The 25,251-nt window shown below is 63.7% G+C and carries 22 protein-coding genes and 1 pseudogene; 9 read left to right on the forward strand and 14 right to left on the reverse strand.

Annotated elements, in window-relative coordinates; all coding sequences use genetic code 11:
- Window positions 1-123 precede the first annotated feature (123 nt).
- Window positions 124-531, forward strand: a complete 408-nt coding sequence (locus M2375_RS05170; protein WP_259164372.1) for a heme-binding protein — start codon at window positions 124-126, stop codon at window positions 529-531.
- A gap of 102 nt (window positions 532-633) precedes the next feature.
- On the opposite strand, the gene M2375_RS05175 is transcribed toward M2375_RS05170, so the two are convergent.
- The 6 genes and pseudogenes from M2375_RS05175 to M2375_RS05200 all read right to left on the reverse strand — a co-directional run bounded on the left by M2375_RS05175 (window position 634) and on the right by M2375_RS05200 (window position 6,020).
- Complete coding sequence (locus M2375_RS05175; protein ID WP_259164373.1) at window positions 634-1,719, reverse strand: metallophosphoesterase; 1,086 nt, start codon at window positions 1,717-1,719, stop codon at window positions 634-636.
- Between the two features lie 145 nt (window positions 1,720-1,864).
- Window positions 1,865-2,380: a dihydrofolate reductase gene (locus M2375_RS05180; protein ID WP_259164374.1), complete on the reverse strand. Its 516-nt coding sequence runs from the start codon at window positions 2,378-2,380 to the stop codon at window positions 1,865-1,867.
- A 129-nt stretch (window positions 2,381-2,509) separates the two neighbouring features.
- On the reverse strand, window positions 2,510-3,157 hold the full coding sequence (locus M2375_RS05185) for a glutathione S-transferase (RefSeq protein ID WP_259164779.1): 648 nt from the start codon (window positions 3,155-3,157) through the stop codon (window positions 2,510-2,512).
- Window positions 3,158-3,217: 60 nt separating this feature from the next.
- A pseudogene (locus M2375_RS05190) lies at window positions 3,218-4,135 on the reverse strand (rhodanese-related sulfurtransferase); the annotation flags it as partial.
- A gap of 309 nt (window positions 4,136-4,444) precedes the next feature.
- On the reverse strand, window positions 4,445-4,978 hold the full coding sequence (locus M2375_RS05195) for a DUF3617 family protein (RefSeq protein WP_259164375.1): 534 nt from the start codon (window positions 4,976-4,978) through the stop codon (window positions 4,445-4,447).
- Window positions 4,979-5,147: 169 nt separating this feature from the next.
- The gene (locus tag M2375_RS05200) at window positions 5,148-6,020 is read right to left on the reverse strand and encodes a LysR family transcriptional regulator (RefSeq protein WP_259164376.1); all 873 of its coding nucleotides are present in this window, start codon (window positions 6,018-6,020) and stop codon (window positions 5,148-5,150) included.
- Window positions 6,021-6,136: 116 nt separating this feature from the next.
- On the opposite strand from M2375_RS05200, the gene bla reads away from it, so the two are divergent.
- Complete coding sequence (gene bla, locus M2375_RS05205; protein WP_259164377.1) at window positions 6,137-7,027, forward strand: class A beta-lactamase; 891 nt, start codon at window positions 6,137-6,139, stop codon at window positions 7,025-7,027.
- 109 nt (window positions 7,028-7,136) lie between these two features.
- On the opposite strand, the gene argA is transcribed toward bla, so the two are convergent.
- Complete coding sequence (gene argA, locus M2375_RS05210; protein WP_259164378.1) at window positions 7,137-8,483, reverse strand: amino-acid N-acetyltransferase; 1,347 nt, start codon at window positions 8,481-8,483, stop codon at window positions 7,137-7,139.
- A 262-nt stretch (window positions 8,484-8,745) separates the two neighbouring features.
- On the opposite strand from argA, the gene M2375_RS05215 reads away from it, so the two are divergent.
- From M2375_RS05215 to hrpA, 4 genes are all read left to right on the forward strand, one after another.
- Complete coding sequence (locus M2375_RS05215) at window positions 8,746-9,726, forward strand: tripartite tricarboxylate transporter substrate binding protein (protein WP_259164380.1); 981 nt, start codon at window positions 8,746-8,748, stop codon at window positions 9,724-9,726.
- A 67-nt stretch (window positions 9,727-9,793) separates the two neighbouring features.
- Window positions 9,794-10,399 (forward strand): flavin reductase family protein, encoded by a 606-nt coding sequence (locus M2375_RS05220; RefSeq protein WP_259164382.1) that lies wholly within the window; start codon window positions 9,794-9,796, stop codon window positions 10,397-10,399.
- Window positions 10,400-10,438: 39 nt separating this feature from the next.
- A complete protein-coding gene (locus M2375_RS05225) occupies window positions 10,439-11,188 on the forward strand; it encodes a hypothetical protein (RefSeq protein ID WP_259164383.1) in 750 nt (249 codons plus the stop codon).
- Window positions 11,189-11,268: 80 nt separating this feature from the next.
- A complete protein-coding gene (gene hrpA, locus M2375_RS05230; RefSeq protein WP_259164384.1) occupies window positions 11,269-15,342 on the forward strand; it encodes an ATP-dependent RNA helicase HrpA in 4,074 nt (1,357 codons plus the stop codon).
- A 56-nt stretch (window positions 15,343-15,398) separates the two neighbouring features.
- Here hrpA and M2375_RS05235 read toward each other — a convergent pair whose 3' ends face one another.
- Genes M2375_RS05235 through M2375_RS05250 form a run of 4 tightly spaced genes read right to left on the reverse strand, consistent with a single transcriptional unit; the run spans window position 15,399 to window position 18,747 of the window.
- On the reverse strand, window positions 15,399-16,064 hold the full coding sequence (locus tag M2375_RS05235) for an isochorismatase family cysteine hydrolase (RefSeq protein WP_259164385.1): 666 nt from the start codon (window positions 16,062-16,064) through the stop codon (window positions 15,399-15,401).
- A gap of 31 nt (window positions 16,065-16,095) precedes the next feature.
- Window positions 16,096-16,938 carry an ABC transporter permease gene (locus tag M2375_RS05240; protein WP_259164388.1) on the reverse strand — a complete coding sequence of 281 codons (843 nt, stop codon included), beginning with the start codon at window positions 16,936-16,938 and terminating at the stop codon, window positions 16,096-16,098.
- Between the two features lie 2 nt (window positions 16,939-16,940).
- Window positions 16,941-17,729: an ABC transporter ATP-binding protein gene (locus tag M2375_RS05245; protein WP_259164389.1), complete on the reverse strand. Its 789-nt coding sequence runs from the start codon at window positions 17,727-17,729 to the stop codon at window positions 16,941-16,943.
- 10 nt (window positions 17,730-17,739) lie between these two features.
- Entirely contained in the window at window positions 17,740-18,747 is a 1,008-nt protein-coding gene (locus tag M2375_RS05250) for an ABC transporter substrate-binding protein (protein ID WP_259164390.1), read from the reverse strand.
- A 285-nt stretch (window positions 18,748-19,032) separates the two neighbouring features.
- On the opposite strand from M2375_RS05250, the gene M2375_RS05255 reads away from it, so the two are divergent.
- Entirely contained in the window at window positions 19,033-19,581 is a 549-nt protein-coding gene (locus M2375_RS05255) for a hypothetical protein (protein WP_259164392.1), read from the forward strand.
- A gap of 68 nt (window positions 19,582-19,649) precedes the next feature.
- A complete protein-coding gene (locus tag M2375_RS05260; protein WP_259164394.1) occupies window positions 19,650-21,374 on the forward strand; it encodes a long-chain-fatty-acid--CoA ligase in 1,725 nt (574 codons plus the stop codon).
- Window positions 21,375-21,414: 40 nt separating this feature from the next.
- Here M2375_RS05260 and M2375_RS05265 read toward each other — a convergent pair whose 3' ends face one another.
- From M2375_RS05265 to M2375_RS05275, 3 genes are all read right to left on the reverse strand, one after another.
- Window positions 21,415-21,633 (reverse strand): hypothetical protein, encoded by a 219-nt coding sequence (locus tag M2375_RS05265; protein WP_259164396.1) that lies wholly within the window; start codon window positions 21,631-21,633, stop codon window positions 21,415-21,417.
- 82 nt (window positions 21,634-21,715) lie between these two features.
- A complete protein-coding gene (locus M2375_RS05270) occupies window positions 21,716-22,030 on the reverse strand; it encodes a cupin (RefSeq protein ID WP_259164397.1) in 315 nt (104 codons plus the stop codon).
- Between the two features lie 22 nt (window positions 22,031-22,052).
- On the reverse strand, window positions 22,053-24,101 hold the full coding sequence (locus M2375_RS05275) for an ABC-F family ATP-binding cassette domain-containing protein (RefSeq protein WP_259164398.1): 2,049 nt from the start codon (window positions 24,099-24,101) through the stop codon (window positions 22,053-22,055).
- 273 nt (window positions 24,102-24,374) lie between these two features.
- Here M2375_RS05275 and M2375_RS05280 point away from each other — a divergent pair, with 273 nt between their 5' ends.
- The gene (locus M2375_RS05280) at window positions 24,375-25,241 is read left to right on the forward strand and encodes a ferritin-like domain-containing protein (protein ID WP_259164399.1); all 867 of its coding nucleotides are present in this window, start codon (window positions 24,375-24,377) and stop codon (window positions 25,239-25,241) included.
- Window positions 25,242-25,251 lie beyond the last annotated feature (10 nt).

Genomic DNA, 25,251 nt, shown 5'->3' on the forward strand with positions numbered 1-25,251 from the left:
CGGGGGATTACCCCCGTTTTAGGCACAAATGCTGTGATGCCTGTGCTTGATTAGGGCGGTTAAATGCCGTTAAGCTGGCAGGCTGAACAACCGGGTTTCCCGAATTTTTTCCAAGGAGTCACCATGAAAACCAAAGCAGTGCTGGAGTTGGCCGATGTCAAGGCGGTGTTGAATGCGGCCGAGGCCGAAGCGGTCAAGAACCAATGGATCGTCAGCATTGCGGTGGTGGATGATGGCGGCAACCTGCTGGGCATGATCCGCCGCGATGGCGCAGCGCCCGTGTCGGCCCACATCTGCGTGGCCAAGGCCCGTACTTCGGCACTGGGCCGCCGCGAGAGCAAGGGTTTCGAAGACATGATCAACGGTGGCCGCACCGCTTTTCTGAGTGCGCCGCTGATTGACGGCATGCTTGAAGGCGGCGTGCCGGTCATGAAGGACGGCGAATGCATTGGCGCCGTGGGCGTCAGCGGTGTCAAGGCACCGGAAGATGCACAGATCGCCAAGGCGGGTATTGCGGCCCTGGGTCTGTAACGCGACCAGCGTCTGGGTCGGCGCCTGCATAGGCGCGCAGGTTCAAAGAAGCAAGCGGCCACGGGCCGCTTTTTCATGCCTGAACGGGCTCAAGCGCCTGGCTCAGGCCAGGGCGGGCGTTGGCTCTTGCAGGAAGCCGGTCGTGGGCTGCGCGCTGCCGTCGTCAAGGATCAGCACCCGCTCGGGCCAGCGCAGGGCCGCGAGCTTGAAATCCTGCTCCGGTGGCTGGCCGGCGAGCCGCGCGGTCCAGCGCGCGCCCACCGAGAAGTCCACACAAAAGACATTGCCCAGCTGGCCATGCCATGCATAGGGGCTGATGTCGGCGAACAAATCCTGGTCGCCCTTGCCCAGAACCGAGCGGTCAAGCGCATGGATGCGGCGCCAGTAATGGCCGACCACCACGGGCGTGTTGTCGGCGTAGGCGTCCCACCAGGCCACGCGCTCTACAAAGCGCCACTTGCCGCCGGCAAAAAACGGCGTGCTGCCCCGGCGTTCCACGCCGCAGCTGAGCACTTTGAGGGGGTTGTACTGCGATTTGTTCAGCTCGCTGTCTGCATGGGCAGGCATGAAGGGCGGGCAGTGGGCACCATCTTCGAGGTGGTAGGGCCAGGCCTGGTTTTCGGCCTGGAGTCTGGCCGGAATTCCCTGTGCCTGCGCATGGATGTAGGCCTCTTGCTCCAGGCGGTCATAGTCATCGGCGACATGGCCTGGCTGCAGGGCGCGTGCCTGGTTGATTTTGTCGCCAATCCAGGCGGCATGCACAATGCGCAGGTCCGGGCGCTCCAGCGCCAGCGGCAGCTGGCGCAAAAAAGGCAGCATTTCATCGCTGAACTGCTGGTCTGCACGCGCATAAGGCGCATATTTGGGGTTGTCGGCTTCGATGCGTTCATCAAAGTACCAGCCTGAGCCGTCCTTGGCATCTTCACGCAGCAGGTTGATTTCGTGGTTGCCCAGCACGGCGCAGGCACGGCCGTTTTCCATCCAGCGCCGCACCAGGGCCAGCACGCCAGGGCTGTCTGGGCCCCGGTCACAGAAATCGCCCACAAAAACAAGTGTGCGGCCTGCCGGGTGGCAGCCGTCTTCGTCATAGCCCAGATGCCGGACCAGCGCCTGCAGTGCCTGGCGCTCGCCATGCACATCGCCGATCACATCCAACGGGCCGGCGGGCAAAGCTTGTACCAGGCTCATCGTCACAGTTTTCCGTCATAAGGCAGCGTCGGGCTCAAGGCCGGACGGCTGCAGATTGCTATTGGATGAAATCCATTTTGCATGAATTTGCTGCGCCGCACCAGCAAGCAGGGCTCAGGCAGAGGTGGTTAGCGCGCTGGCGCGCTCAGGATGGCAGGCGCTGGTAGCAGACAAAGGCAAAGTACAGGCCGTTGCTGCTGGTGTGGCGCTCACGCGAGACTTCTTGCCACTGGCCATCGAGCACCGGCGCATAGGCATCACCGTCAAAATCTTGGTCAATCTCGGTCACCCAGACCTCGTCGGCCAGGGCGAGGGACTGCGCATAGATCTGCGCCCCGCCGATCACCCAGACGGATTGACCCAGCGCAGCCGCGGTGGCCAAGGCAGCCTCCAGGTCTGTGGCCACATGGACCCGGTCGCTGGCCGGGCTGGGCAGCCAGCCGTTTTGCCGGGTGACGACCACGTTGTCGCGGCCGGGCAGCGGCCTAAAGCGCGGTGGCAGCGAGTCCCAGGTCTTGCGGCCCATGACGACGGTGGCACCGCCGGTTTTTTGCTTGAAGAAGGCCAGGTCTTCGGGCAGGTGCCAGGGCAGTTGGTTGTCGCGGCCAATCACGCCATTGCGGGCGCGGGCAAAGATCAGATGGATACGGGGAGCGTTCATGGTGCGCGGCCTGCCCAGCGCGCAATCCGGCGCCTGCAGGTCTGGTAGATGGGGTGTTCGATGGCGTGATAGTACAGGGCAGCCTACAGCTTCAACACCACCCTCACTGCAGGGCGGCTGTGCGCCCGCTCAGCGGAACAGCATGCCGGCTTCGTCCGGGTGCCAGGCGGGGTATTTTTCCATCACCTGCTCAAACAGTGCCGAGTCGGTCAGACGCAGCAGCCAAGCTTGCAGGTGGGGCCAGGGCTGATTCTGCCATGCGGCCTCGTCAATGCCGGCAAACTGGCGCACAAAGGGCCGGATGGCCATGTCGGCCAGGCTCGGATCGCGGCCAAACAGGTAGCCGCTGGCGGCCAGTTGCTGGTTCAGCTCGCCGAGAAACGCCTGGGCAGTGGCCGCTGCGGCAGCAGCGTCTTCCTGCGGGTAGCGGCTGGGGTATTTGCAGCGGTCTAGTGCCGGTTTGAAGTCGCTGTCATGGCGGGCGATCAGGGCCTGCATGTCGGCCAAACTGCCTGCCGTGGGGCTCAGCCACTGGTCCGGGTCATTCTGGCGCAGCGCCCAGAGCATGATGTCCAGGCTTTCGTCCAGCACCGTGCCATCGGCCAGAACCAGCACTGGCACGCTGGCCTTGGGGGATGCATCGCGCAGTGCCTGGGGCTTGTCTTTGAGCACCACTTCGCGCAGCTGGCAGCCAATGCCGGCATAGGCCAGGGCCAGGCGGGCGCGCATCGCGTAGGGGCAGCGGCGGAAGGAGTACAGCACCGGAAGATCCTTCATGGCATCTTGCTGCGCAGCCATTTTTTGCTGGCGCGATTGCTGGGAGCTGGCCTGGGTGTGGCCCAGGTGGGTGTCACCGCGCTCTTGCGCCAGGTCCATCTGTCGCTGGCGCTCGGCCAGGGACTGCAGTTGCTCGGGCGTGCGGCTGCCGTGGCAATAGGGGCAGCTGACGCCGCGCACATAGTGGGCATGCGCCAGCTCGGCGGCGCCCAGTGGCATGCGGCAGCTGCGGCACAGCTGGTGCGGGCCGCGCACCAGGCCATGGCCGACCGAGACGCGCTCGTCAAACACAAAGCAATCGCCCCACCACATGGATTCGTCCTCGGCCACCGTTTCCAGGTATTTGAGGATGCCGCCTTCGAGGTGGTAGACCTGGTCAAAGCCCTGGGTCTTCATATAGGCGGTGGACTTTTCGCAGCGGATGCCACCGGTGCAGAACATTGCGACTTTTTGCTTGCCATGCAGCGCGCCACCGGGCTGGGATTGCTCGGCCACCCATTGCGGAAACTCGGTAAAGCTCTTGGTGTGCGGGTTGAGCGCCCCTTCAAAGCTGCCAATGCCCACCTCGTAGTCGTTGCGGGTGTCGACCAGCACCACATCGGGCTGGCTGATCAGGGCATTCCAGTCTTCGGGTTTGACGTATTCGCCCGCGTTCAGCGCCGGGTTCAGCGCGGGCACGCCCAAGGTCACGATCTCCTGCTTGAGCCGCACGCGCATGCGGTAGAAGGGGTTGCGTTCGGCATAGGCCTCCTTGTGCACCAGCTGGGCCAGGCGCGGGTCGCGCTTGAGCCAGTCCAGCACGGCTTGCACATCGGCGGGCAGGCCAGCGATCGTGCCGTTGATGCCTTCATGGGCCAGCAGCAGCAGGCCCTTGACCTGGTGCTGCTCACACAGCGCCTGCAAGGGCTGCTGCCATTGGGCAAACTCTGGCAGGTCGATGAACTGGTAAAGCGCGGCGGTAAGGTATTGCTGGGACATGGGGGAAGTCGGCAAAAAATGCCAGGCCGGTCAGGCCGCATTTTTCGGGTGTTTCATGGGAAAAGCCAGGTGGAATGGGTGTCAGCGCATTCCAGCCAGCATTGTGCAGCGGCTGGGTGGCTGGCGCGCGGCCCCTGTGCAAGCCCGGTGGCGATGGCGCGCGCTGCCAGGCAGCACAGCTGCACCCAAACGGCTGAGCATCGTACTGTATCTGAATCGCCCATATCTAGACGTAGATCAGCAAAAAGGCCCGGTGCACAGACGTCAAAAAGCCCGGCAGGGCCGGGCTGGTGCGGGATGGCTCAGGTTTTACTTGGGGCTGAGGCCGGTGATGTCGTAGAAATTGATCTTGTCGCCACTGCTGAACACGCGGTCGCCAGGGTTGGTGCCCGCAGGGCAGGCGCCCAGGTATTCGCCCTTGATGTTGCGGGTGGTCTCCACCGTGCTGCCATCGGGCATCTGCTGCTTGGTTACCGACAGCACATGGAAGTTGTTTTGGAAGTCGCCACTGATCTTGCGGCTGCTTTCAATGCGTTGCTCGGTCTGGCCCACCTTGCAGTTGGAGGTGAACTGCCAGCCATTGCTGTCCTTGCGGCTGCCCGTCTGGCATTGCTGCACCTCGTACTTGGCCTTTTGCAGCTCGCGGGTCTTGTAGAAAGTGTCCTTGTCCATGCAATCCTGGAACTGAACGGTCTGGCCGTCTTGGTCGGTCGAGCTGATCTGCCAGTGGCCCGACTTGGGGCGGGGGAGGTCTTCGATGTCGCCGGTGGTGGTGGCGCAACCGGCCGCCAGCAAGGCGGCTGCGATGGCAGACAAGGCGGTGATGGAGCGGGTGGAAAGCATGGATGTCCTCTCAGTGGTTGTCATTCTGCGGGTGCGCAGCGTGTTTTTTTACAGGAACGCGGTAATTTGTTACTTTATATCCTAGGTCTGCTGCGCTCGCCACATTGTCTGACAAGGGACTAGGCGCTTGTAGGAGAGCGCACCCTCGGCGAATAGCCGCAAGCCGCGCTTAGCCGTCTTGTTCCAGCTGGCATTGCGCTACCAGCCATTGCTCGAAGGTCTGCATGGCCAGCGTGGGGCTGCGCGATTTCAACTGCGTCAGCCAGTAGCTGCCGGTGTCCAAGGTCTGTGCCAACGGGGCAACGAGGCGACCGGCCTGCAGATCGCGAGAGAACAGGCGCAGCGGCAGCAGCGCCACGCCCAAGCCTTGGGCCGCTGCCTCCGCCAAGGTCAGCGATGAATCAAACACGCTGCCGCGCAGCGGCGGGCAGGCCAGCTGGGTGTGGGCAAACCACTGCTCCCATTCGCCAGCGCGGTAGGTGCGCAGCAAGGTCTCATGCGCCAGGTCGGCGGGCTGGTGCAGGCGTGCGGCAATGGCTGGCGCGCACATGGGCGTCAGTGGTGCCTGCAGCAGCTGCCGGGCGGCCGTGCCATGCCAGGCCCCGTCGCCAAAGCGGATGGCGCAGTCCCAGCCTTCGCCGGCCAGATCCACCCGATTGTTGTGGGTGAACAGCCGCAAGTCCACAAAGGCATGGGCCTCCTGGAAGGCCCGCAGCCGTGGCAGCAGCCAGCCCACGGCAAAGGTGCCCACCACGCCCACCGACAGCACCTCGTGCGGACGCTTGTCCTGCACCTGCGCCAGTGCGCGCGACAGGCTGCCAAAGGCCTGGCCCACCACGGGCACCAGCGCCATGCCTTCGTCGGTCAGTGCCAGGCCGCGCGGCAAGCGGCGAAACAGCGGCTTGCCCAGCTGCTCTTCGAGCTGGCGAATGTGCTGGCTGATGGCCGCCTGGGTCACATGCAGCTCCAGCGCGGCACGGGTCAGGTTGAGGTGGCGCGCTGCGGCGTCGAAGGCGCGCAGGGCATTCAAGGGCAAGTGCATGAGCTATAAGTTTTTCTTGTGGGTTTTCTTGGTTTTCATCGTTAGTCAAAGCCAGAAGATACCGGTAAATTGACGGCTGTCTCTGGGATAACCACTAATTTTAAGGATTGAAAGCCATGTACAGAAGAAAGTTTTTCTTGACTATGGGGGCGGCTAGCCTGATTGCCACCTCGTCCCGCGCCTGGGCGGCCGGCCCGGCGGCCGCCACGCCAGCCCAGCGCCAGTTTGCCCAGACCATGCAGGCCCTGGAGCGCTCGGTAGGCGGGCGGCTGGGGGTGTCGGTGCTGAACACCGTCACGGGCGCGGCGCTGGGCTGGCGCCAGGATGAGCGCTTTCCCATGTGCAGCACCTTCAAGATGCTGCTGGCCGGCCAGGTGCTGTCCCGGGTGGATGCGGGCCAGGAGCGGCTCGATGCGCAGGTGACGTTCGACCGATCGGCCTTGGTGGAGTATTCGCCCGTCACCGAAAAATTTGCCGGCAAGGCGCCGATGACGGTCGATGCGCTGTGCGACGCCATCATGACGATCAGCGACAACGGTGCTACGAACTTGCTTTTGGAGCGCGTTGGCGGCCCGGCCGGTTTAACCCGCTACCTGCGCAGCTTGAACGACCCAGTCACCCGCCTTGACCGCATCGAGCCTGCGATGAGTGAATCCAAACCCGGCGATGTGCGCGATACCACCAGCCCCTTGGCGATGCTGACCAGCATGCGGGCGCTGACGTTGGGAAAGACCTTGAGCCCCGCAAGCCGGGACAAGCTGGTGGGCTGGATGGTGGCCAATACCACGGGCGACCACTGCCTGCGTGCAGGCGCCCCGGGCTGGAAGGTGGCGGACAAGACCGGATCGGGGCCGGGTACCCGCAACGACATAGGCCTGCTCTGGCCGCCGGGCGCCGCTACACCGATTTTGGTGACCAGTTATTTGACCGAATCCAAGGCCGAGCCCAAGGCGCGCGATGCGGCCCTGGCCCAGGTGGCTGCCGAGGTGGTCAAGCTCTGGGGCTAGAAGTCCCCGTCTTGGGTTGCCCAGGCTTGCTTTGCGCGGCCCCTGATCTGGGGGCAGCTGGGCCAGGGGCTTTGCCGGCGCAGGCAGGCCCGAACAAGCCCCAGCAGGCTTACAGGTACTTGACCAGCACCTGGCTCTTGCGGCTCCAGTTGTACTTGGCCTTGCGTTGCTCGGGCAGCCAGTCCGGGTCCACGGGCTGGAAGCCGCGCTTGAGAAACCAGTGCATGGTGCGGGTGGTGAGTACAAAAATGCTTTTGAGCCCGGTGGCACGGGCGCGCTGCTCGATGCGCTTGAGCAGTTTTTCGCCGTCACCTGTGCCCTGGCTTTGGGGCGATACGGTGACCGCCGCCATCTCGGCGGTGCCTGCCTCAGGGTAGGGGTAGAGGGCCGCGCAGCCAAAGATCACGCCATCGTGTTCGATGATGGTGTAGGCGGAGATATCGCGCTCGATTTCGGTGCGGCTGCGTTTGACCAGGGTGCCGTCCTTCTCGAAAGGCTCGATCAGCTGCAGAATGCCGCCCACGTCGTCCGGCTTGGCCTCGCGCAGTTCTTCGAGGCGCTCATCGATCACCATGGTGCCGATGCCATCGTGCACATAGACTTCGAGCAGCAGGGCGCCATCGGTCGCAAAAGGCAGAATGTGGCTGCGCTCCACGCCTTCCTTGCAGGCCTTCACACAATGCTGCAGGTAAAAGCCCACATCGGTGGGGAGGGTGGCTTCTGGCAATTGGGCGAGCAGCTTTTGCGCCACATCCAGGGGCAGCTCGGTGTCGACCGGGTTGTCTTCCCCTTCCGCTTCCAACGGGTTCAGGCGGATGCCGGCCACTTCGGTCAAAAACATCAGCTTGTCGGCTTTGAGCTCGATGGCCACGCGCGTGGCCACTTCTTCCATGCTGAGGTTGAAGGCCTCGCCCGTGGGGGAGAAGCCAAACGGCGAGACCAGCACCATGGCGCCCATGTCCAAGGTGCGGTGGATGCCGCCCACATCGACCTTGCGCACCAGGCCCGAGTGCATGAAATCCACGCCATCGACAATGCCGACGGGCCGGGCGGTGACAAAGTTGCCAGAGATCACGCGCACGGTGGCGCCAGCCATCGGGGTGTTGGGCAGGCCCTGGCTAAAGGCGGCTTCGATCTCGAAGCGCAGCTGGCCAGCCGCCTCTTGTGCGCAATCGAGCGCCACCGAGTCGGTCACCCGGATGCCGTGCGAATAGCGCGGCGCATGGCCCTTGGCCGCGAGCTGTTCATTCACCTGGGGTCGGAAACCATGCACCAGCACGATCTTCACGCCCAGCGCCTGGATCAGGGCCAGATCCTGGGCAATCGATTGCAGCTTGCCCGCTGCAATCGCCTCACCTGTCACGCCGACGACAAAAGTCTGGTTGCGAAACTTGTGGATATACGGCGCCACCGAACGAAACCAGGGCACAAAGGTGAAATTGAATACAGCGGACATGGGGGTGGTGTGGGTATTTCCTAGAAGCACGCCAGTTCGGCGGTTTGCGGCTGCCGCTATTGTTATACAAACATCAGACGGCTGCATGCAGTTGGCTGCAGATTTGCCCCAGCTGTCATGGGAAAAATACATCTGTGGCGGTACGTCCATTTCTGCTGGCACGAAGTGGAGGTTTCGCAATCACAAACGGCCCGGTGTGGGCAAACCCGAGCAGCGGGCCGATGATGGCGGTTTTGCATCCTATAAGAGCTCGGAGACAAGCATGACCACCACTATCAACCGCCGACAGCTGCTGGCGCTGGGCGCAGGTCTGCCCATGCTGCATTCGGGGGCTACCCATGCGGCGGACTTCCCTAGCAAGCAGGTCAAATTCATCGTGCCCTTCCCGCCGGGCGGGCCGGTGGATACGACGGCCCGCGCCTTTGCGCCGCCCTTGGGGCAGTTGTGGGGCCAGAGCACCTTTATCGACAACCGCGCCGGTGGCGGCGGCATCATCGGTGCGGAAACGGCCTCCCGCCAACCGGCAGATGGCTACAGCCTGTTTGTGGGCGCGATCCACCATGCGGTCAACCCCTCGCTGCATGCCAAGCTGAGCTATGACATCCAGAAGGACTTTGTGCCGGTCAGCTTTGCGGCAATGTTCCCGGTGTTTCTCGTGGTCAACCCCAATGTGCCCGCCAAGAATGTGCAGGAGCTGATCGCGCTGGCCAAAAAGCCCGGCAGCAACCTCAGCTTCGCCTCGTCGGGCAATGGCGGCGGCACGCACCTGGCTGGCGAGCTGTTCAACATGCATGCGGGCACCAAGCTCTTGCACATTCCCTACAAAGGCAGCGCCCCGGCGATGACCGATGTGCTTGGCGGCCAGGTGGCGATGATGTTCAGCGATGCACCCACCGCCATTGGCCATATCAAGAGCGGCAAAGTGCGGGTGCTGGGCGTTGCGAGCCCCAAGCGCTCGGCCCTGATGCCCGAGGTGCCCACGATTGCCGAACAGGGCCTGAGCGGCTACGAGGCCTATTCCTGGGCGGCGCTGTTTGCCCCGGCTGGCACGCCCAAGGACGTGGTGGCCAAGATCAATGCCGATTTCAACCAGGTCATGCGCGCCCAGGAAGTGCGCCAGCGCCTGTATGTGGCAGGTGCCGAGGCCGACCCGGGTACGCCCCAGGAGATGGCGCAGCGCCTGCAGTCCGAGATCGACAAATGGGCGCGGGTGGTCAAGGCCGCCCAGATCCGCATCGATTGATGCAGCGCGGCCAGCGCCGTGCCAGGCCATGCACAATGGAGGCATTTTGTATTTGCAGACCGCCCCTATGGACCTGATCTCTGGCAGCACTGACCCCCATTTCCAGCCCGTAGCGCTTGAAAAAGCCTACCGCCTGCTCAACCACGGGCCCACGGTGCTGGTGTCCGCCGCGCATGGCGGTGCGCGCAATGTGATGGCCGCCGCCTGGGCCTGCGCGTTGGACTTTACGCCGCCCAAGGTGACCGTGGTGCTGGACAAGGCCACCCGCACCCGCGCGCTGGTAGAGGCCAGTGGCCGTTTTGCGTTGCAGCTGCCCACCGTGCCCTTGGCGGCCTTGACCGTGGAGCTGGGCACCACCAGCGCGCTGCAGCAGCCGGGCAAGTTGGCACAGTCTGGCGTGCAGTTGTTTGATGCCCCCGGCCAGCAGACGCCCCTGGTGGCGGGTTGCGCCGCCTGGCTGGAATGCCGTTTGGTGCCCGAGCCCCACAACCAGCAAAGCTACGACCTGTTCATCGGCGAAGTCACCGCTGCCTGGGCCGATGACCGGGTGTTCCGCGACGGCCACTGGCATTTTGAAACCGCCCCGCAGGAGCTGCGCACCTTGCACTATGTGGCCGGCGGCCATTTCTATGCCATCGGGGAGGCCATTGATGTGCCCACGCCCAAGGCCTGATGGCAGCGTCGCCGCCCTTGGTCTTGGCCTAGGGCATCCATGATGCTCCCCATCGTCGGCAGCCTCATCGCGCTGGGCTTGGCGCTGCTAGGCTGGCGGGTGGTGCGCAAACGCCGGCAACTGCGCTTTTTGCAGCAGTACCGCTGGGATGCGGCTTACCGCCGGGCATTGTGGCAGGCCTATCCGCAGTTGCCAGAGGCCACACTCCGGCAAGCCGAGGAAGCGCTGCGCCAGTTTTTCATCATGCATTGGCTGGCACCGCGCGCGCAGCTGCCCATGCCATCGCGCCTGGCGGATGTGCTTTGGCATGCCTTTATTCTGGATACGCGGCGCTACCAGCGGTTTTGCCACAGCGCCTTCGGGGGCATGTTCCACCACCTGCCTGCGCAGACCGCTTCAGAAGCCGGGTCCCAAAGCCAGGCAGCGCGCATGCAGCCCAGCTGGAATGCGGCCATGCATACCCGTCGCTACATGGTCGGGGCGCTGCTGGGCGGCATACCGCTGCTGTTTGCGCTGGATGCGGCTGCCGCGATCGACGATGGCTGGCTCTACCCGCCGGAGCTGCTGGGCCAATGGGCTGCGGCATTTGCGCTGAGCACAGCGGCAGTGGGCAACAGCAGCGATAGCGGCTCCAGCAGTACATCCGGCAGCGACAACAGCAGCCAGCGTGACGACAGCGGCAGCCATGGCCATAGCAGCGAGGCGGAAAGCGCCAGCAGCAGCGCGGACAGCGATGGCGGATCGTCCAGCTGCAGCGGTAGCAGCTGCGGGGGCGGCAGCAGCGATTGAGGGGCAAAGCCTGCTGACGCACAGGAGTTGTTGCGGCTTGGCAACCGGCAGGCGCCTGCTGCGGGGATAATGGCGCCCCTATGTCGCTCAAGATTACGTTTCCCGAATCCCTGCCAGTCTCCACCCGCCGTGAAGAAATCATGGAGGCCATGGACCGCCACCAGGTCATCATCGTCTGTGGTGAAACCGGATCGGGCAAAACCACCCAGCTGCCCAAGATTGCGCTGGCCCTGGGCCGTGGCAAGGTCAATGCCACCCCCAATGACAAGGGGGAGGTGCGCGGCCACCTGATCGGCCACACCCAACCCCGGCGTATTGCAGCCAGCAGTGTGGCCAAGCGCATTGCCGAAGAGCTGCAGACGCCGCTGGGCGATGTGGTGGGCTACAAGGTGCGCTTCCAAGATCGTCTGTCCAAGGATGCGTCGGTCAAGCTGATGACCGACGGTATCTTGCTGGCCGAGACCCAGACCGATCCGCTGCTCAAGCAGTACGACACCCTGATCATTGACGAGGCGCATGAACGCAGCCTCAATATTGACTTTCTGCTGGGCTATCTGCGCCAGATCCTGCCCAAACGGCCTGATCTGAAGGTAGTGGTGACCTCGGCCACCATCGATGCCGACCGCTTTGCCAAGCACTTTGCGGGCCCGCAAGGCCCCGCGCCGGTGATCATGGTCTCGGGCCGCACCTTCCCGGTGGAGATGCGCTACCGTCCCTTTGAAGACGCCAAGGACTACGACCTCAACGATGCGATTGCCGATGGTGTCGATGAGCTCTGGACGGGTGGGGCTGGCGGCGATATTTTGATTTTTCTGCCCGGCGAGCGCGAGATCCGCGAGGCGGCGGACCATTTGCGCAAGCACCTGCAGCATTCGCCGGTGCTGCGCAATGCCGAGGTACTGCCGCTGTTTTCGCGCCTGTCGCAGGCCGAGCAGGACCGCATCTTTGAAGGCCATACCGGCCGGCGCATTGTGCTGGCCACCAACGTGGCTGAAACCTCGCTCACCGTACCCGGCATCCGCTATGTGATTGATGCGGGCACGGCCCGGGTCAAGCGCTATTCCTTCCGCAGCAAGGTCGAGCAGCTGCTGGTCGAACCCGTCAGCCAGGCGGCGGCTAACCAGCGTGCTGGCCGCTGCGGCCGGGTGGCCAACGGTATCTGTATTCGCCTCTATGACGAGGCCGATTTCCAGTCGCGCAGCCCCTTTACCGATCCGGAAATCCTGCGCTCGTCGCTGGCAGGCGTCATCCTGCGCATGAAGTCGCTGCATCTGGGCGATGTGGTGAACTTCCCATTTCTGGAAGCGCCCTCCGGCCGCGCCATTGCCGACGGCTACCAGCTTTTGGCCGAGCTGGGTGCCGTTGACGAACAAGGCGTGCTGCTGCCCATGGGCCAGGCCCTGTCGCGCCTGCCGCTGGATCCGCGTGTGGCGCGCATGATTGTCGAGGCCCGCGAGCGCGGCGCACTGGCCGAGGTGCTGGTGATCGCCTCGGCGCTGAGCGTGCAGGATGTGCGCGACCGCCCGCTGGAAGCCCAGCAGCAGGCCGACCAGCAGCATGCCAAGTTTGACGACGAAAAAAGCGAGTTCAGCGGCTACCTGCGGCTGTGGAAATGGCTGCAGGATGCGCGTGGCGGCAAGGTGGTGGCCAAGACCCGCAAGGACATGGCCCTGCAGTCGGCACCCGCCAAGGGCCAGGCGCTGGGGCGCAATGCCGCCTTTTTGCCGGTGGCCCAGCGCAGCACAGGTGCCACCGCTGCGATCGATACCGCAGCGCCATTGGCGGCGTTTACGCCCCAGGACAGCGTGGTGCTGGACGAGGCCAGCCATAAGCTGAGCAACCGCCAGTGGGAGCAGCTGCTGCGCCAGAACTTCATCAATATCCGCCGCGTGCGCGAGTGGCGCGACATCCATTCGCAGCTGCTGACGGTGGTCAAGGAACAGCGCTGGCCCATGAATGTGGAGCCCGCTGGCTACGAGGCCGTGCACCTGTCCATGCTCTCGGGCCTGCTGGGCAATCTGGGTTTCAAGACCGAGGAGGGCGATGGCTACCTGGGTGCGCGTGGTATCCGTTTCCATCCGCACCCGGGCGCGCATCTGTCCAAAAAGCCGGGCCGCTGGATTGTGGCGGCCGAGCTGGTCGAGACCTCACGGCTCTACGGCCGGGGCATTGCTGCCATCGAGCCCCAGTGGCTGGAACAGGTGGGCGCACATCTGCTGCGCAAGCAGTTGCTGGACCCGCATTGGGAGAAAAAGCAGGGCGAGGTGGCCGCCTATGAGCGCGCTACCCTGTATGGCCTGGTGGTCTACAGCCAGCGCCGCATCAGCTACGGCAAGATCGACCCGCAGGGCGCGCGCGATATCTTTATCCGCCAGGCGCTGGTCGAAGGCGACTGGGAGACGCGCCTGCCGTTTTTGCAGGCCAACCAGAAGCTGATCGCCAAGGTTGAGGAGCTGGAGCACAAGAGCCGCCGCCAGGACGTGCTGGTGGATGATGCGCTGATCTATGCGTTCTACGACCAGCAGATTCCGCAAGATATTTGCACCGGCCGCGCGCTGGAGCGCTGGGTCAAGGACGAGAGCGCACACAACCCCGATCTGCTGCGCCTCTCGCGCGACGAGCTGATGCGCCATGAGGCGGCCGGCATCACCACGGCCGCCTTCCCCAAGACCATGAAGATGGGTGGGGTGGATTGCACGGCCACCTACCTGCACCAACCGGGCGATCCGCGCGACGGCGTGACCGTGGATGTGCCGCTGTTTGTGCTCAACCAGGTGAGCGAGGAGCGTGCTGAATGGCTGGTGCCGGGCATGCTCAAGGACAAGATCCAGGCCTTGCTCAAAAGCCTACCCCAGCGCCCGCGTAGCCGTTTTGTGCCTCTGGCCGAGAACGCCCAGCGCCTGGCCGACTTGCTAGGCAGCGCCGAGCGCTTTGGCGCTGGCAGCCTGGTGGAGGTGCTGCTCAAGCAGGCGCGCGACGAGACCTCGCTGGACATCAAGCGGGCAGACTTCAAGCTCGACATGCTCAGCCCGCATTTGTTCATGAACTTCCGCATCAGCGATGAGCATGGCCGCCAGCTGGGCCAGGGCCGCAACCTGGGCGCCTTGAAGGCGCAATGGGGCGCCAAGGCGCGCGGTGCCTTCCAGGCCTTGGCAGGGCTCAAGCTGGCTTCGGAGGCGCAGGCCCCCGCTGTACCGGTGCCCCAGGCTGCAGCGCCCGGCAAGCCAGGCGGCAAGGCGACTGCCGCTGCGGCTGCAGACAGCGCTGCCACCCCAAGCACGGCCAAAACGCCTGCCCATGCGGCCGACCAGCGCTGGACCGATTGGAGCTTTGGCGCGCTGCCCGAGCTGATGGAGATCAAGCAGGGCAAGCAGACCCTGATCGGCTTTCCGGCCCTGATCGACCATGGCACGGGGGTCGGTATCGAGGTGTTTGATGAGCCCGAGGTGGCAGCCAGCCGCCATGCGCTGGGCCTGCGGCGCTTGTTTGCGCTGCAGATCCGCGATGCGCTCAAGTACCTGGAGAAGAACATTCCCGACCTGCAGAAGATGGCGGTGGGCTATATGCCGCTGGGCACGCAGGAAGAGCTGCGCGAGCAGATCATCAATGTAGCGATTGACCGCGCCTTTCTGCAAGAACCGCTGCCTGCCGATGCCGAGCAGTTCAAGCAGCGGGTGCAAGACGGGCGCGGGCGCCTGACCCTGATTGCCAACGAGGTGGCGCGCATGGCGGGCAGTGTGCTGCAGGAGTACATGGCGGCGGTGCGCAAGATCAAGGACACCAAGAACGCGCCTGAGGCCACGGCCGACGCCCAGCAGCAGCTGCAAAAACTGGTGCCCAAGAACTTTATCGCCATTGCGCCCTGGGCCCAGCTGGGCCACTATGCCCGTTACTTGAAAGCGATCACCGCGCGCCTCGACAAGTACCGGGCCGACCCGGCCCGCGATGCCGCCAAGTTGAAGGAGCTGCAGCCGCTGGAGCAGCGCTACTGGCGCCTGGTGGCCGAGCGCAAGGGCCAGGTGGATGCGCGCATGCAGGAGTACCGCTGGATGCTCGAAGAGCTGCGGGTGAGCTTTTTTGCCCAGGAGCTGCGCACGCCTTACCCGGTCAGCAGCAAGCGGCTCGACAAGGTCTGGCAGCAGCTGCAGCAGTAAAGGTGACGCGACAAAGCGGTCACGCTGCTCTGTGCAGCGTGGCCGCTTTGTCATTGTCAAACCAGGCGCTCAACCACCTCGTCTACCGTCAGCACATCGCCAAAGAACAGCATCCAGTTGTTGAGGCTGTTGACATGCTCATGCGGGGTGACGGCGGCCAGTGCGTCGTCGACCATGACGGTGGCGTAGTCCAGCATCATCGCGTCGCGCGCAGTGGATTCGCAGCAGACATTGGTGACGGTGCCACCCACCAGCACGGTGCGCACGCCATGGGCTTTGAGGACGGCATCCAGGTCCGAGGCGCCGGGGGCCAGCGCGCTGTAGCAGCGTTTGACGACCGTGAGATCGTCCGCTTGTACATCGAGTGCGGGCGGCATCGCAAAGCCGGCATGGCCGCTGCCCAGCTCCAGCAGCCTGCGCGCACTGCGCTCGGGCGTCAGCATATGGCGGTGGTGGTGGGACCAGAACTGGTCGGCGCCATCGGCGCTGGTCTTTATCCATATGACCTTGCCACCTTGGGCACGCAGCGCGGCAGCCAGCTGGTTGACCTTGTCAAAGATGGCGCGGGCGGGCGCGCATTCGCCTTGGTAGCCCGGCTGGGTGTAGTAGTTCTGCAGATCCACGACGACAAAGGCGGTGGTCGCGGCGTCCAGCGTGTCATAAGGGTGTAGCACCCCTTGGCGTGCCAGCACGCGTTCTTCAATCCAGGGTTCAAATTGCATGGGGGTCTTTTCTTGTGAGGGGCGGAATAGCTCAGGCGTAGCGGTGCTGCACGCTTCTCTCCAGGCGGGTGACCGCCATGTACATCACGGCTGACAGCAGGGCCAGCACGACGATGGAGGCCATCACCACATTGAGTTTGAACACCTGGCTGCCGTTGACGATCAAAAAACCCAGGCCGGCGCTGGAGGACTGGAACTCCCCAACGATCACGCCGATCAAGGACAGGCCGATGTTCATCTTGATCGCGGCAATCACGGCGGGCACGCTGCCCGGGAACACCACATACTTCATCACCTGGGCCTTGCTGGCGCCCAAGGTGGTGGCCAGCTTGATCTTGTTGGGATCGATGGCCTGAAAACCTTCGTAGACCACCATGATGGTGATGAACAGCGAGATGGCCACTGCCATGCCGTAGACCGAGTTTTCCGAGCCCAGCCAGATGTAGAAGATGGGCACAAAGGCAATCTTGGGCATGGCATTGGCGATCACCAGGAAGGGGTCGAGCACCTTTTTCAGAAAGCTGCTCCACCACAGCATCGCTGCCATGCCAATGCCCAACAGCATGCTGATGACAAAGCCGATCACCGTGGCCTTGAAGGTGACCCAGGTATGGCCCAGCAGATCCCCGTTACGGGCCAGATCGACCAGGGTGGGCAGCACGGCAGAGGGGTAGCTGGTGAGCATGGGGTTGAGGATATGGCTGCGCGCCAGCAGCTCCCAGACCAGCAAAAAGGCCAGCAAGAGGCCTGCGCGGCTGAGGGCAACCAGGCGTTTGCGGCGCTGGATCTGGGCCAGCCACTGGCGGTATTCAGGGCTGCGGGTATCGGCTGCGGCCGGGGCTGCCGTGTTGGTGGTGTTCATCACGCTGCTCATGCTTAGCCTTCCACGTGGGCATCGATCTCGTCCCACAGCACATTGAAATACTCGTTGAATTCGGGGCAACCCCTGGCCTGGAAAGGCGTGGGCCGCTTGCCGCCTTGCGACGGAAAGGCCATGTGGTGCACCGATTTGATGCGGCCTGGGCGGCGCGAGAGCACGATGACGCGGTCGGTCATCGCAATGGCCTCGCCAATATCGTGCGTGACCAGGATCACCGATTTGCCCTCATCGCGCAGCACATCGACCACCTCATCGGCAATCGACAAGCGGGTTTGCGAGTCGAGCGCCGAGAAGGGCTCGTCGAGCAGCACCACATCCGGGTTGGTGACCAAGGTGCGGGCCAGGGCCACGCGCTGGCGCATGCCGCCCGACAATTGGCGCGGGTAGTGGTGCAGGTAGTCGCCCATGCCGCATTTGTGCAGCAGTTGCGTGGCGCGCTTTTCTGCGGCTGCCAGATCCTTGTTCTGGATCTGGGCACCCAGCAAGGTGTTCTCCAAAATGGTGCGCCACTCGAACAGGTAGTCCTGCTGCAGCATGTAGCCAATGCGGGGGTTGGGCCCGACGATGGTCTGGCCATCGACCAGCACCGTGCCGCTGGACGGCGGCAAAATGCCCGCCAGGATGGACAGCAAGGTGCTTTTGCCGCAGCCCGATTGGCCGATCAGGCTGATGAACTCGCCGGCCTTGACCGAGAGGTTGATGTTCTGCAGCGCCTGGGTTTCGCCCTGGGGTGTGAAGTAGCGCAGCGAGACGTTGTCGACATGGACGCGGTAGGGGTGGTTCATGGGCTGCTCCTTACTTCTGCGCCAGGTTCTGCACCAGGCCCATGTCGACAAAGCGGGCGTAGTCGACTTTTTTGCCAGCCTCCAGCACGCCGCCTTGCACCAGCATGTCCTGGAGCTGGTCCATGGCCTGCTTCTCGACCATCGGCGTTTTCTTCCACAGCTGCAGTTGTTGGTAGCGCTCAATGGCGCTGACCAGCTCGGCCTTGTTCAAGCCGGTGAAATAACTGCCCACCAGATCGGCCAGCTCGCCCGCCGGTGCGGCAGCGGTGTACTGCTGGGCCTTGGCCACCGCCTGGGTCCAGGCTTGTACGGCGGGGCGGTTTTTCTTCAGGTAGGCATCGGTGGTGGTGAACACGGTGTAGTCGACCATGCCCACCTCTTTGCCCACAGCGCCCAAGGTGAAGGCCTTGCCTTGTTTCTCCAAGGTGCTGGCCTCGGGCTCCAGAAAGGTGGCGTAGTCGTTTTGCCCGGCCAGCCAGGCGCCGGTGCGCGCGGCCGGGCCGATGTTGCTGACCAGCGTGAGGTCTTTCTTCGGGTCCAGGCCCTTTTTGCGCAAGGCTGCTTCCAAAAAGATGTCGGGGTTGGAGCCCGGGCGGAAGGACATGATCTTGCTGCCTTTGAGCTTGCTCCAGTCAAAATTTGGCTCGGGTTTGCGGCCCATCAGCAAAAAGCCATCGGTGGCGGTGAGCCCGGCAAACACCACGGGCTTGACGGGTGATTCGCTGTTGGCCACATAGATCGATGCCTCGGGGCCAATCAGCACAATATCGGCGCTGCCCGAGAGCAGGGCGGCCATGCCCTTGTCGGTGCCTTGCGAGGTTTTCATGCTCATCTCGATGCCGACGTCCTTGAACATCCCCTTTTGGATGCCCACATACATGGGAACATAAAGCACGGAGCGCACCACCTCCTCGTAGCGTATTTTGTGGGGCCCCTGGGCCTGCGCATAAGACACAGGCAGCAGAGCCACCAGCAGGGAGGCGACGGCGGCAGCACGGCGGCGAATCAAGAACTTCATACCCACTCCTTGTATACAGAAAATACCAATGAACGAATAAAAACAGCTATATGCAAGAACAATGCCTAAATTTCTGGTGTATTTTTTGACTGGATTTGTATTTATGTATTCAGTATCCAATTTATTGGGGCTGCAGAGGATCGGTGTTAACCATCAGTGCAGGGCAGTGCTGCGGGGTGTAAGCCTTGGCGGCATGCGCGCGCTGCCCTGCCTGTGTGGGCGCCGCCGCTGATGGCCTGGTGGCCCCGCAAAGGCGGGCTGAGGCCGTTCTGGTCACGGCGCCTGATGGCGGAGGAATGGGCCCTGCTGGCGCGCTATTTTGGCCAGCCTCGGCACCCGGATTGGTCGCGCATGCGCTTGCACCTGCGCCGCTTCGGCGATACACGGCGCGCGCTGTCCTTCAATGGGGGCTTTCTCTCCATGCCCAGCCACTGCTTTGAGGGCTCTGACCCCAGGCAGGCCTTGCACATTGACCAGCCGCTGATTGCGGGCTGGCTGGCCCATGAGGCCTTTCACCACTGGCAGCGGCTGCAGGGCCGGGCGGTGACCCGCGAAGCCCTGCGCTTGCAATGGCGGTTTTGGCGCTACGGCGTCAATCCCTATGCCTATACGGCCAGCGCCTGTGCTGCGGACTTGCTGGCACAGTTCCAGCAAGCCCAGGTGGAGCAGCAGGCACAGATGTGGCAAGACGCGGTGATGGCCGATATCGCCTGGCGCCAGGCGGCGCCGGGTGCGGAGCAGGAGCGGCTGGTGGCAGTGGCCCAGCGCTGGCATGCGGTGCTGCAATGGGTGCAGATGCAAGGCGCTGGCCCGCAGGGGGGGCTGGTCCCCTAAGCGACGGGCCTGGGCCAGGGGCGCTTGTCATACTGGTCTGAACTTCGCTTTGATTGTTCGGTAACGCCATGACCCCTGCTGCAGACCTGCCTGCATCCCCGACCCCATACAGATCCACCTACTGGCCCGGGCGTGTGCCCACCCGGCTGACTTTGCCGGCCACCTCGGTCTGGGACAACCTGGCCGTCAATGCCCGGCGCTACCCGGACCATGCGGCGCTGGTGTTTTTTGACCAGGCCATCAGCTATGGGCAGATGTGCGAACAGACCGAGCGCTTGGCCGCCCATTTGCACCAGCAAGGTGTGCGCCAGGGCGATCGCGTCATCTTGCTGATGCAGAACTGCCCGCAGCTGGTGCTGGCCCATTACGCGATTTTGCGCGCCAATGCGGTGGTGGTGCCGGTCAACCCGATGAATACCGCTGCCGAGCTGGCCCATTACATCAGCGATGCCGATGCCCGCGTGGCCATGACCACGGCCGACCTGGCGCGCGCGCTGTGCCAGGCCAGCGCCAGCCTGCCTGCTGAGCAGCGGCTGGCGCACCTGGTCATCAGCCACCTGTCGGACACCATGCCTGCCGATGCAGCGGCGCAGCCGGATTTTCCGCCCGCCTGGGCACCCTGGCTGTTGGGTGCGCAGCCCTTGCCGGGTGCTGAGCTGCTGAGTACCACCACGGTCAGCCGCTGGCTGGATGCGCTCCAGTGTTCCGCCGCACCACCGGCCTTGACGGTGTCGGCCGGCGATATGGCCATCCTGCCCTATACCAGCGGCACCACCGGCCTGCCCAAGGGCTGCATCCATGCGCACAGCCATGTGCAGCATGCAGCGATGGCGGGCGTGCTCTGGGGCCGGCAAAGCACCGAGAGCGTGAACCTGGTGGTGGCGCCCATGTTCCACATCACCGGCATGGTCTCCATCATGCATGTGCTGGTCTGCGCCGGGGCCACCCTGGTGATCATGCCGCGCTGGGACCGGGCGTTGGCGGCCGCCCTGATGGCGCGTTGGCGGGTGACCCACTGGGCCAATATCCCTACCATGGTGGTGGACCTGTTGGCGAGCCCGAATCTGGCGCAGATGGACACCCGCAGCCTGGTCTACATGGGCGGCGGCGGTGCAGCGATGCCGCAGTCGGTGGCGCAAAGGGTCAAGGAGGTCTGGGGCCTGGACTATATCGAGGGCTATGGCATGACCGAGACCTGCGGCGCCTCCCATGCCAACCCGTATGAGCACCCCAAGCAGCAGTGCCTGGGCCTGCCGCATATTGGCATGCAGTCGCTGGTGATCGACACCGAGACCTTGGAGCCGGTGCCTGATGGCGAGGTGGGCGAGATCGTGGTGCGGGGCCCCCAGGTGCTGCAGGGCTACTGGAAGCAGCCCGCCGCCACCGCTGCCAGCTTTGTCGAGATTGCCGGCCAGCGCTTTTTCCGCACCGGGGATCTGGGTTACCGCGATGCCGATGGTTATTTCTTTCTGACCGATCGCTTGAAACGCATGATCAATGCCAGCGGCTACAAGGTCTGGCCGGCCGAGGTCGAGAGCCTGATGTACCGCCACCCTGCGATTTTGGAGGCCTGCGTGATTGCCGCCAAGGATGACTACCGGGGCGAGACCGTCAAGGCCGTGGTGGTGCTGCGTCAGGGGCACCAAGGCCAGGTCAGCGCGCAGGACATCATCGACTGGTGCCGCGAGCACATGGCGGTGTACAAGGCGCCGCGCCTGGTGCAGCTGGTGGAGCAATTGCCTAAAAGCGGCAGCGGCAAGGTGATGTGGCGCTTGCTGCAGGAAAAGGAGTAGTGGGTACCGAGGGGGCGCAGTTGCGGAGCTAAGGGATGCGCTACCACCAGCGCATAAGACGCAGCATCTTGTACCAAAACCCATCGCCATACTGGACCGCAAGCCAGCCGCAAACCACCGCGCAGACGACGCACAGCAGGGCCCAGGTGGTCCAGCTCGGGTAAGTTTTAAAGCCGATCACGCCCGCGATAAACAGGCCCAGCAAGATGCCGAAAAAGAGGCGAACATTGCGCTCGCCGCTGTCGCGGGGTGGGTTCATGCATGGCGTCGAGGGGGCAGTGGTGAGCCAGCCAGTGTAGGCTGGCGCAGCGCACACTGCCAACGCATCCGTATGGCTGGCGCTACACGCTGCCTGCTTTTTCAATCACCAAAATCCGCGCCTCGCCCTGGGGGTGGGCCACATGCTCGCAGCCCACACCGGCGTAGAAGATATCGCCAGCATTCAGCTGGGCTTGCTTCTGCTCGCCCGCTTCGCGCCAGTGCATCACCACCGTGCCCTGCATCACCGCAAACACTTCCTCGCCATCGTTGACATGCCAGATGTAGGGCTGGTCCGTCCAGTGCAGGCGGACGCTGGTGCCGTTCATCTGGGCAATGTCCTGGGCGCCCCAGGGGCGCTCGGCAGTGAAGTCCTGGCTGCGGATGATGCGTTGCATGGGGCGGTGCTGAAGAAACCGTTTACGCGGTCGCGTTCAGCTCCTGGCTGATGGCCTCGATCTGCTCGGACAGCTCCAGCCAGCGTTCTTCCAGCTGTTCGATCTCGCCATTGGCGGCGCTCAGCTGCTTGCCTGCTTCGACAATGTCCGTGCCGGACAGGCCCGGGGTGGCGAGCTTGCTCTCCAGCGCATCACGCTGCGCATTCAGCTGGGGCAGCTTCTTGTCGATCTGCTCCAGCTCTTTCTTGAAGGGCTTGGTCTTGTCGGCCAGTTGCTGGCGTGCCAGTGCTGCCAGGCGGCGCGCTTCCTTGGGATCGCCCAACGGTTCAGTCTTGGCAGCCGCTGGAGCGGATACAGGGGCCGCAACGGGAGCGGCGACTGGAGCGGCAACGGGTGCTGGCGCGGGCGCCGCATCCTTGCTGCGCGATTGCAGATCGGCCTGGCGTGCTTCTTCGCGCAGGCGCTTGGATTCGTCCAGCAGGTAGCGCTGGTAGTCGTCCAGGTCGCCATCGAAGGGGCCGACCTGGCCCCGGCCGACCATCCAGAAGTCTTCGCAAACGGCGCGCAGCAAGTGGCGGTCGTGGCTGACCAGCATGACGGTGCCGTCAAAGTCGTTCAGCGCCATGGCCAGCGCTTCGCGGGTGGCCAAGTCCAAGTGGTTGGTAGGCTCATCGAGCAGCAGCAGGTTGGGGCGCTGCCAAACGATCATGGCCAGCACCAGGCGGGCTTTTTCGCCACCGCTCATGCTGCCCACGGCCTGCTTGACCATATCTCCGCTGAAGTTGAAGGTGCCCAGGAAGCTGCGCAAGTCCTGCTCGCGTGCGCTGTTGCCTTCGCTGCCCATCTCTCGGGCCAGGCGAATCATGTGCTCCAGCGGGTTCTCGCTGGGGCGCAGCACGTCCAGCTCCTGCTGGGCAAAGTAGCCGATATTGAGGCCCTTGCCCTCGGTCACAGTACCGGCCAAGGCCTTCATCTCGCGCGCAATGGTCTTGACCAGGGTCGACTTGCCCTGGCCGTTGGCACCCAGAATGCCGATGCGCTGGCCTGCCAGCACCGAGCGGTTGACCGCTTGCAAGATGGTGGTCTGCTCGCCGTCTTCGTTCTGGTAACCAAAAGCGGCATCGCTGATGGCCAGCATCGGGTTGGGCAGGTTGGCCGGTTCCTTGAACTCGAAGGTGAAATCGGCTTCGGCCAGCACGGGTGCAATCTTTTCCATGCGGTCCAGCTGCTTGACCCGGCTTTGCGCCTGCTTGGCCTTGCTGGCCTTGGCTTTGAAGCGGTCAATGAACTTCTGCAGGTGGGCCATCTTCTCTTGCTGCTTGGAGAAGCTGGCTTGTTGCAGTTCCAGTTGCTGGGCGCGCAGTTCTTCAAAGCGGCTGTAGTTGCCGCCGTAGCGCGTCAGCTGCCCGGCCTGGATTTGCAGGGTGACATTGGTGACCGCGTCGAGAAATTCGCGGTCGTGGCTGATGGTGATCAGGGTGCCGGGGTAGCGCTTGAGCCAGGCTTCGAGCCAGACCAGGGCGTCCAAGTCCAAGTGGTTGGTGGGCTCGTCCAGCAGCAGCAGGTCGCTGGGGCACATCAGTGCGCGGGCCAGCTGCAGGCGCATGCGCCAACCGCCCGAGAAGCTGTTGACCGGGTGCTCCAGCTCCTGGACCTTGAAGCCCAGACCCAAAATCAGCGCCTGGGCACGTGGCACCGCGTCGTGGGCACCGGCATCGGCCAAGTCGGCATAGGCCTGGGCCAGCGCCATGCCGTCGCCGGAAAGCTCGGCGGCCTCCAGCTGGGCTTGCACTTCGACCAGACGGGTGTCGCCTTCCAGCACAAACTGGGTGGCAGACTCATCGGTTTCCGGCATGTGCTGGGACACTTGGCCCATGCGCCACTGGGTGGGGATGTGGAAATCGCCACCGTCTTCCATCAGCGAGCCGTTGAGCAGCGCAAACAAGGTCGACTTGCCCGCGCCGTTGCGGCCGACCAGGCCCACGGATTCGCCCGGATTGATGGTGGTGGTGACGCCGTCAAGCAGCACTTTGGTGCCGCGGCGCAGGGTGATATTTTTCAGCGTGATCATGAATGGGCTCGATTATCGCCGCCCTGGGCTTGGCCCAGGGCCGTGGAGGGCATAGCCCGCTGTGCCAGTGGCCCTCTTGGGGTAGTGATGGGCATCCGCCAGCGGCTTACTGCTGCAGGCGTTGGGGAGGGCGTAGGCCAACGCCCCGAGCTGCCGTCAGTGGCGGCCAGCGTTGGAATCAGTCACATGCTAAGCCTATCCAAGCAGCTACTGCAGGGCCATACTGCAGGCTGTGCAAGCAAGTTCAGCAATGGCAATCACAAGGACAGTGCGATGACAACAGCCTCAGAAAAGCATGGGCGACCTGTGGCGGGCGAGGGGGCCAAGGCCGACAAGCCCCATTGGCAGCTGGCTGATATCGCTTATGCGCAGATTGACCATGCCGCCATCGCTGGCGATGAGGACATGTTCTACCTGCTGATGAGCGCCTCTTTTGTCGAAACAGGCTCCGACACCTATGCGGCCAACCTGGGCGCGCACTATGCCCAGTACCCGGATATCCAGCAGTGGCTGCAAGAGCGCTGGGAGCATGAGGAGTTGCAGCATGGCGCGTCGCTGCGCCGCTATGTGGAGACGGTGTGGCCCAGTTTTGACTGGCAAAAGGCCTATGACGGCTTTTTTGCCGAATATGCACTGCTGTGTACGCAAGAAGCCCTGTTGCCCGATCCGCGCCTGGAGATGGTGGCGCGCTGCGTGGTGGAGACCGGTACCACCGCTTATTACCATACCTTGCGCGAGCTCAGCCAAGAGCCGGTGCTCAGCGGCTTGCTGGGCCATATCCGCAACGATGAGGTCGGCCACTTCAAGCATTTTTTGAGCTATTTCAAAAGCTTGCAAGCGCAAGACCCGGTCGGGCGGCTGCGCATTGCCAGCGCGCTGTACAGCCGCCTCAAGGAGCTGCGCGAGAGTGATTCCGATGTGGCCCTGCGCCATGTGTTTGCGAACAAGGGGGCGCTGTTCAGCGACCGGCAGCGAGCCTTCGACGATGTGGCAAAGCGCATCTACCACCTGATCAGCTCGGGCCTGCCGGCCCAGCTGGCGGTGCAGATGCTGCTCAAACCGCTGCTGCTGCCGCCTCGTATCGAGTCCTGCCTGCACCGGCCCATCAGCCGTCTGGCTTGCAGAATGCTGGCCTACTGAGGCCGCAGAC

This window comes from Comamonas sp. BIGb0152 (genome assembly GCF_024809975.1).
Lineage (GTDB): Bacteria > Pseudomonadota > Gammaproteobacteria > Burkholderiales > Burkholderiaceae_C > Comamonas.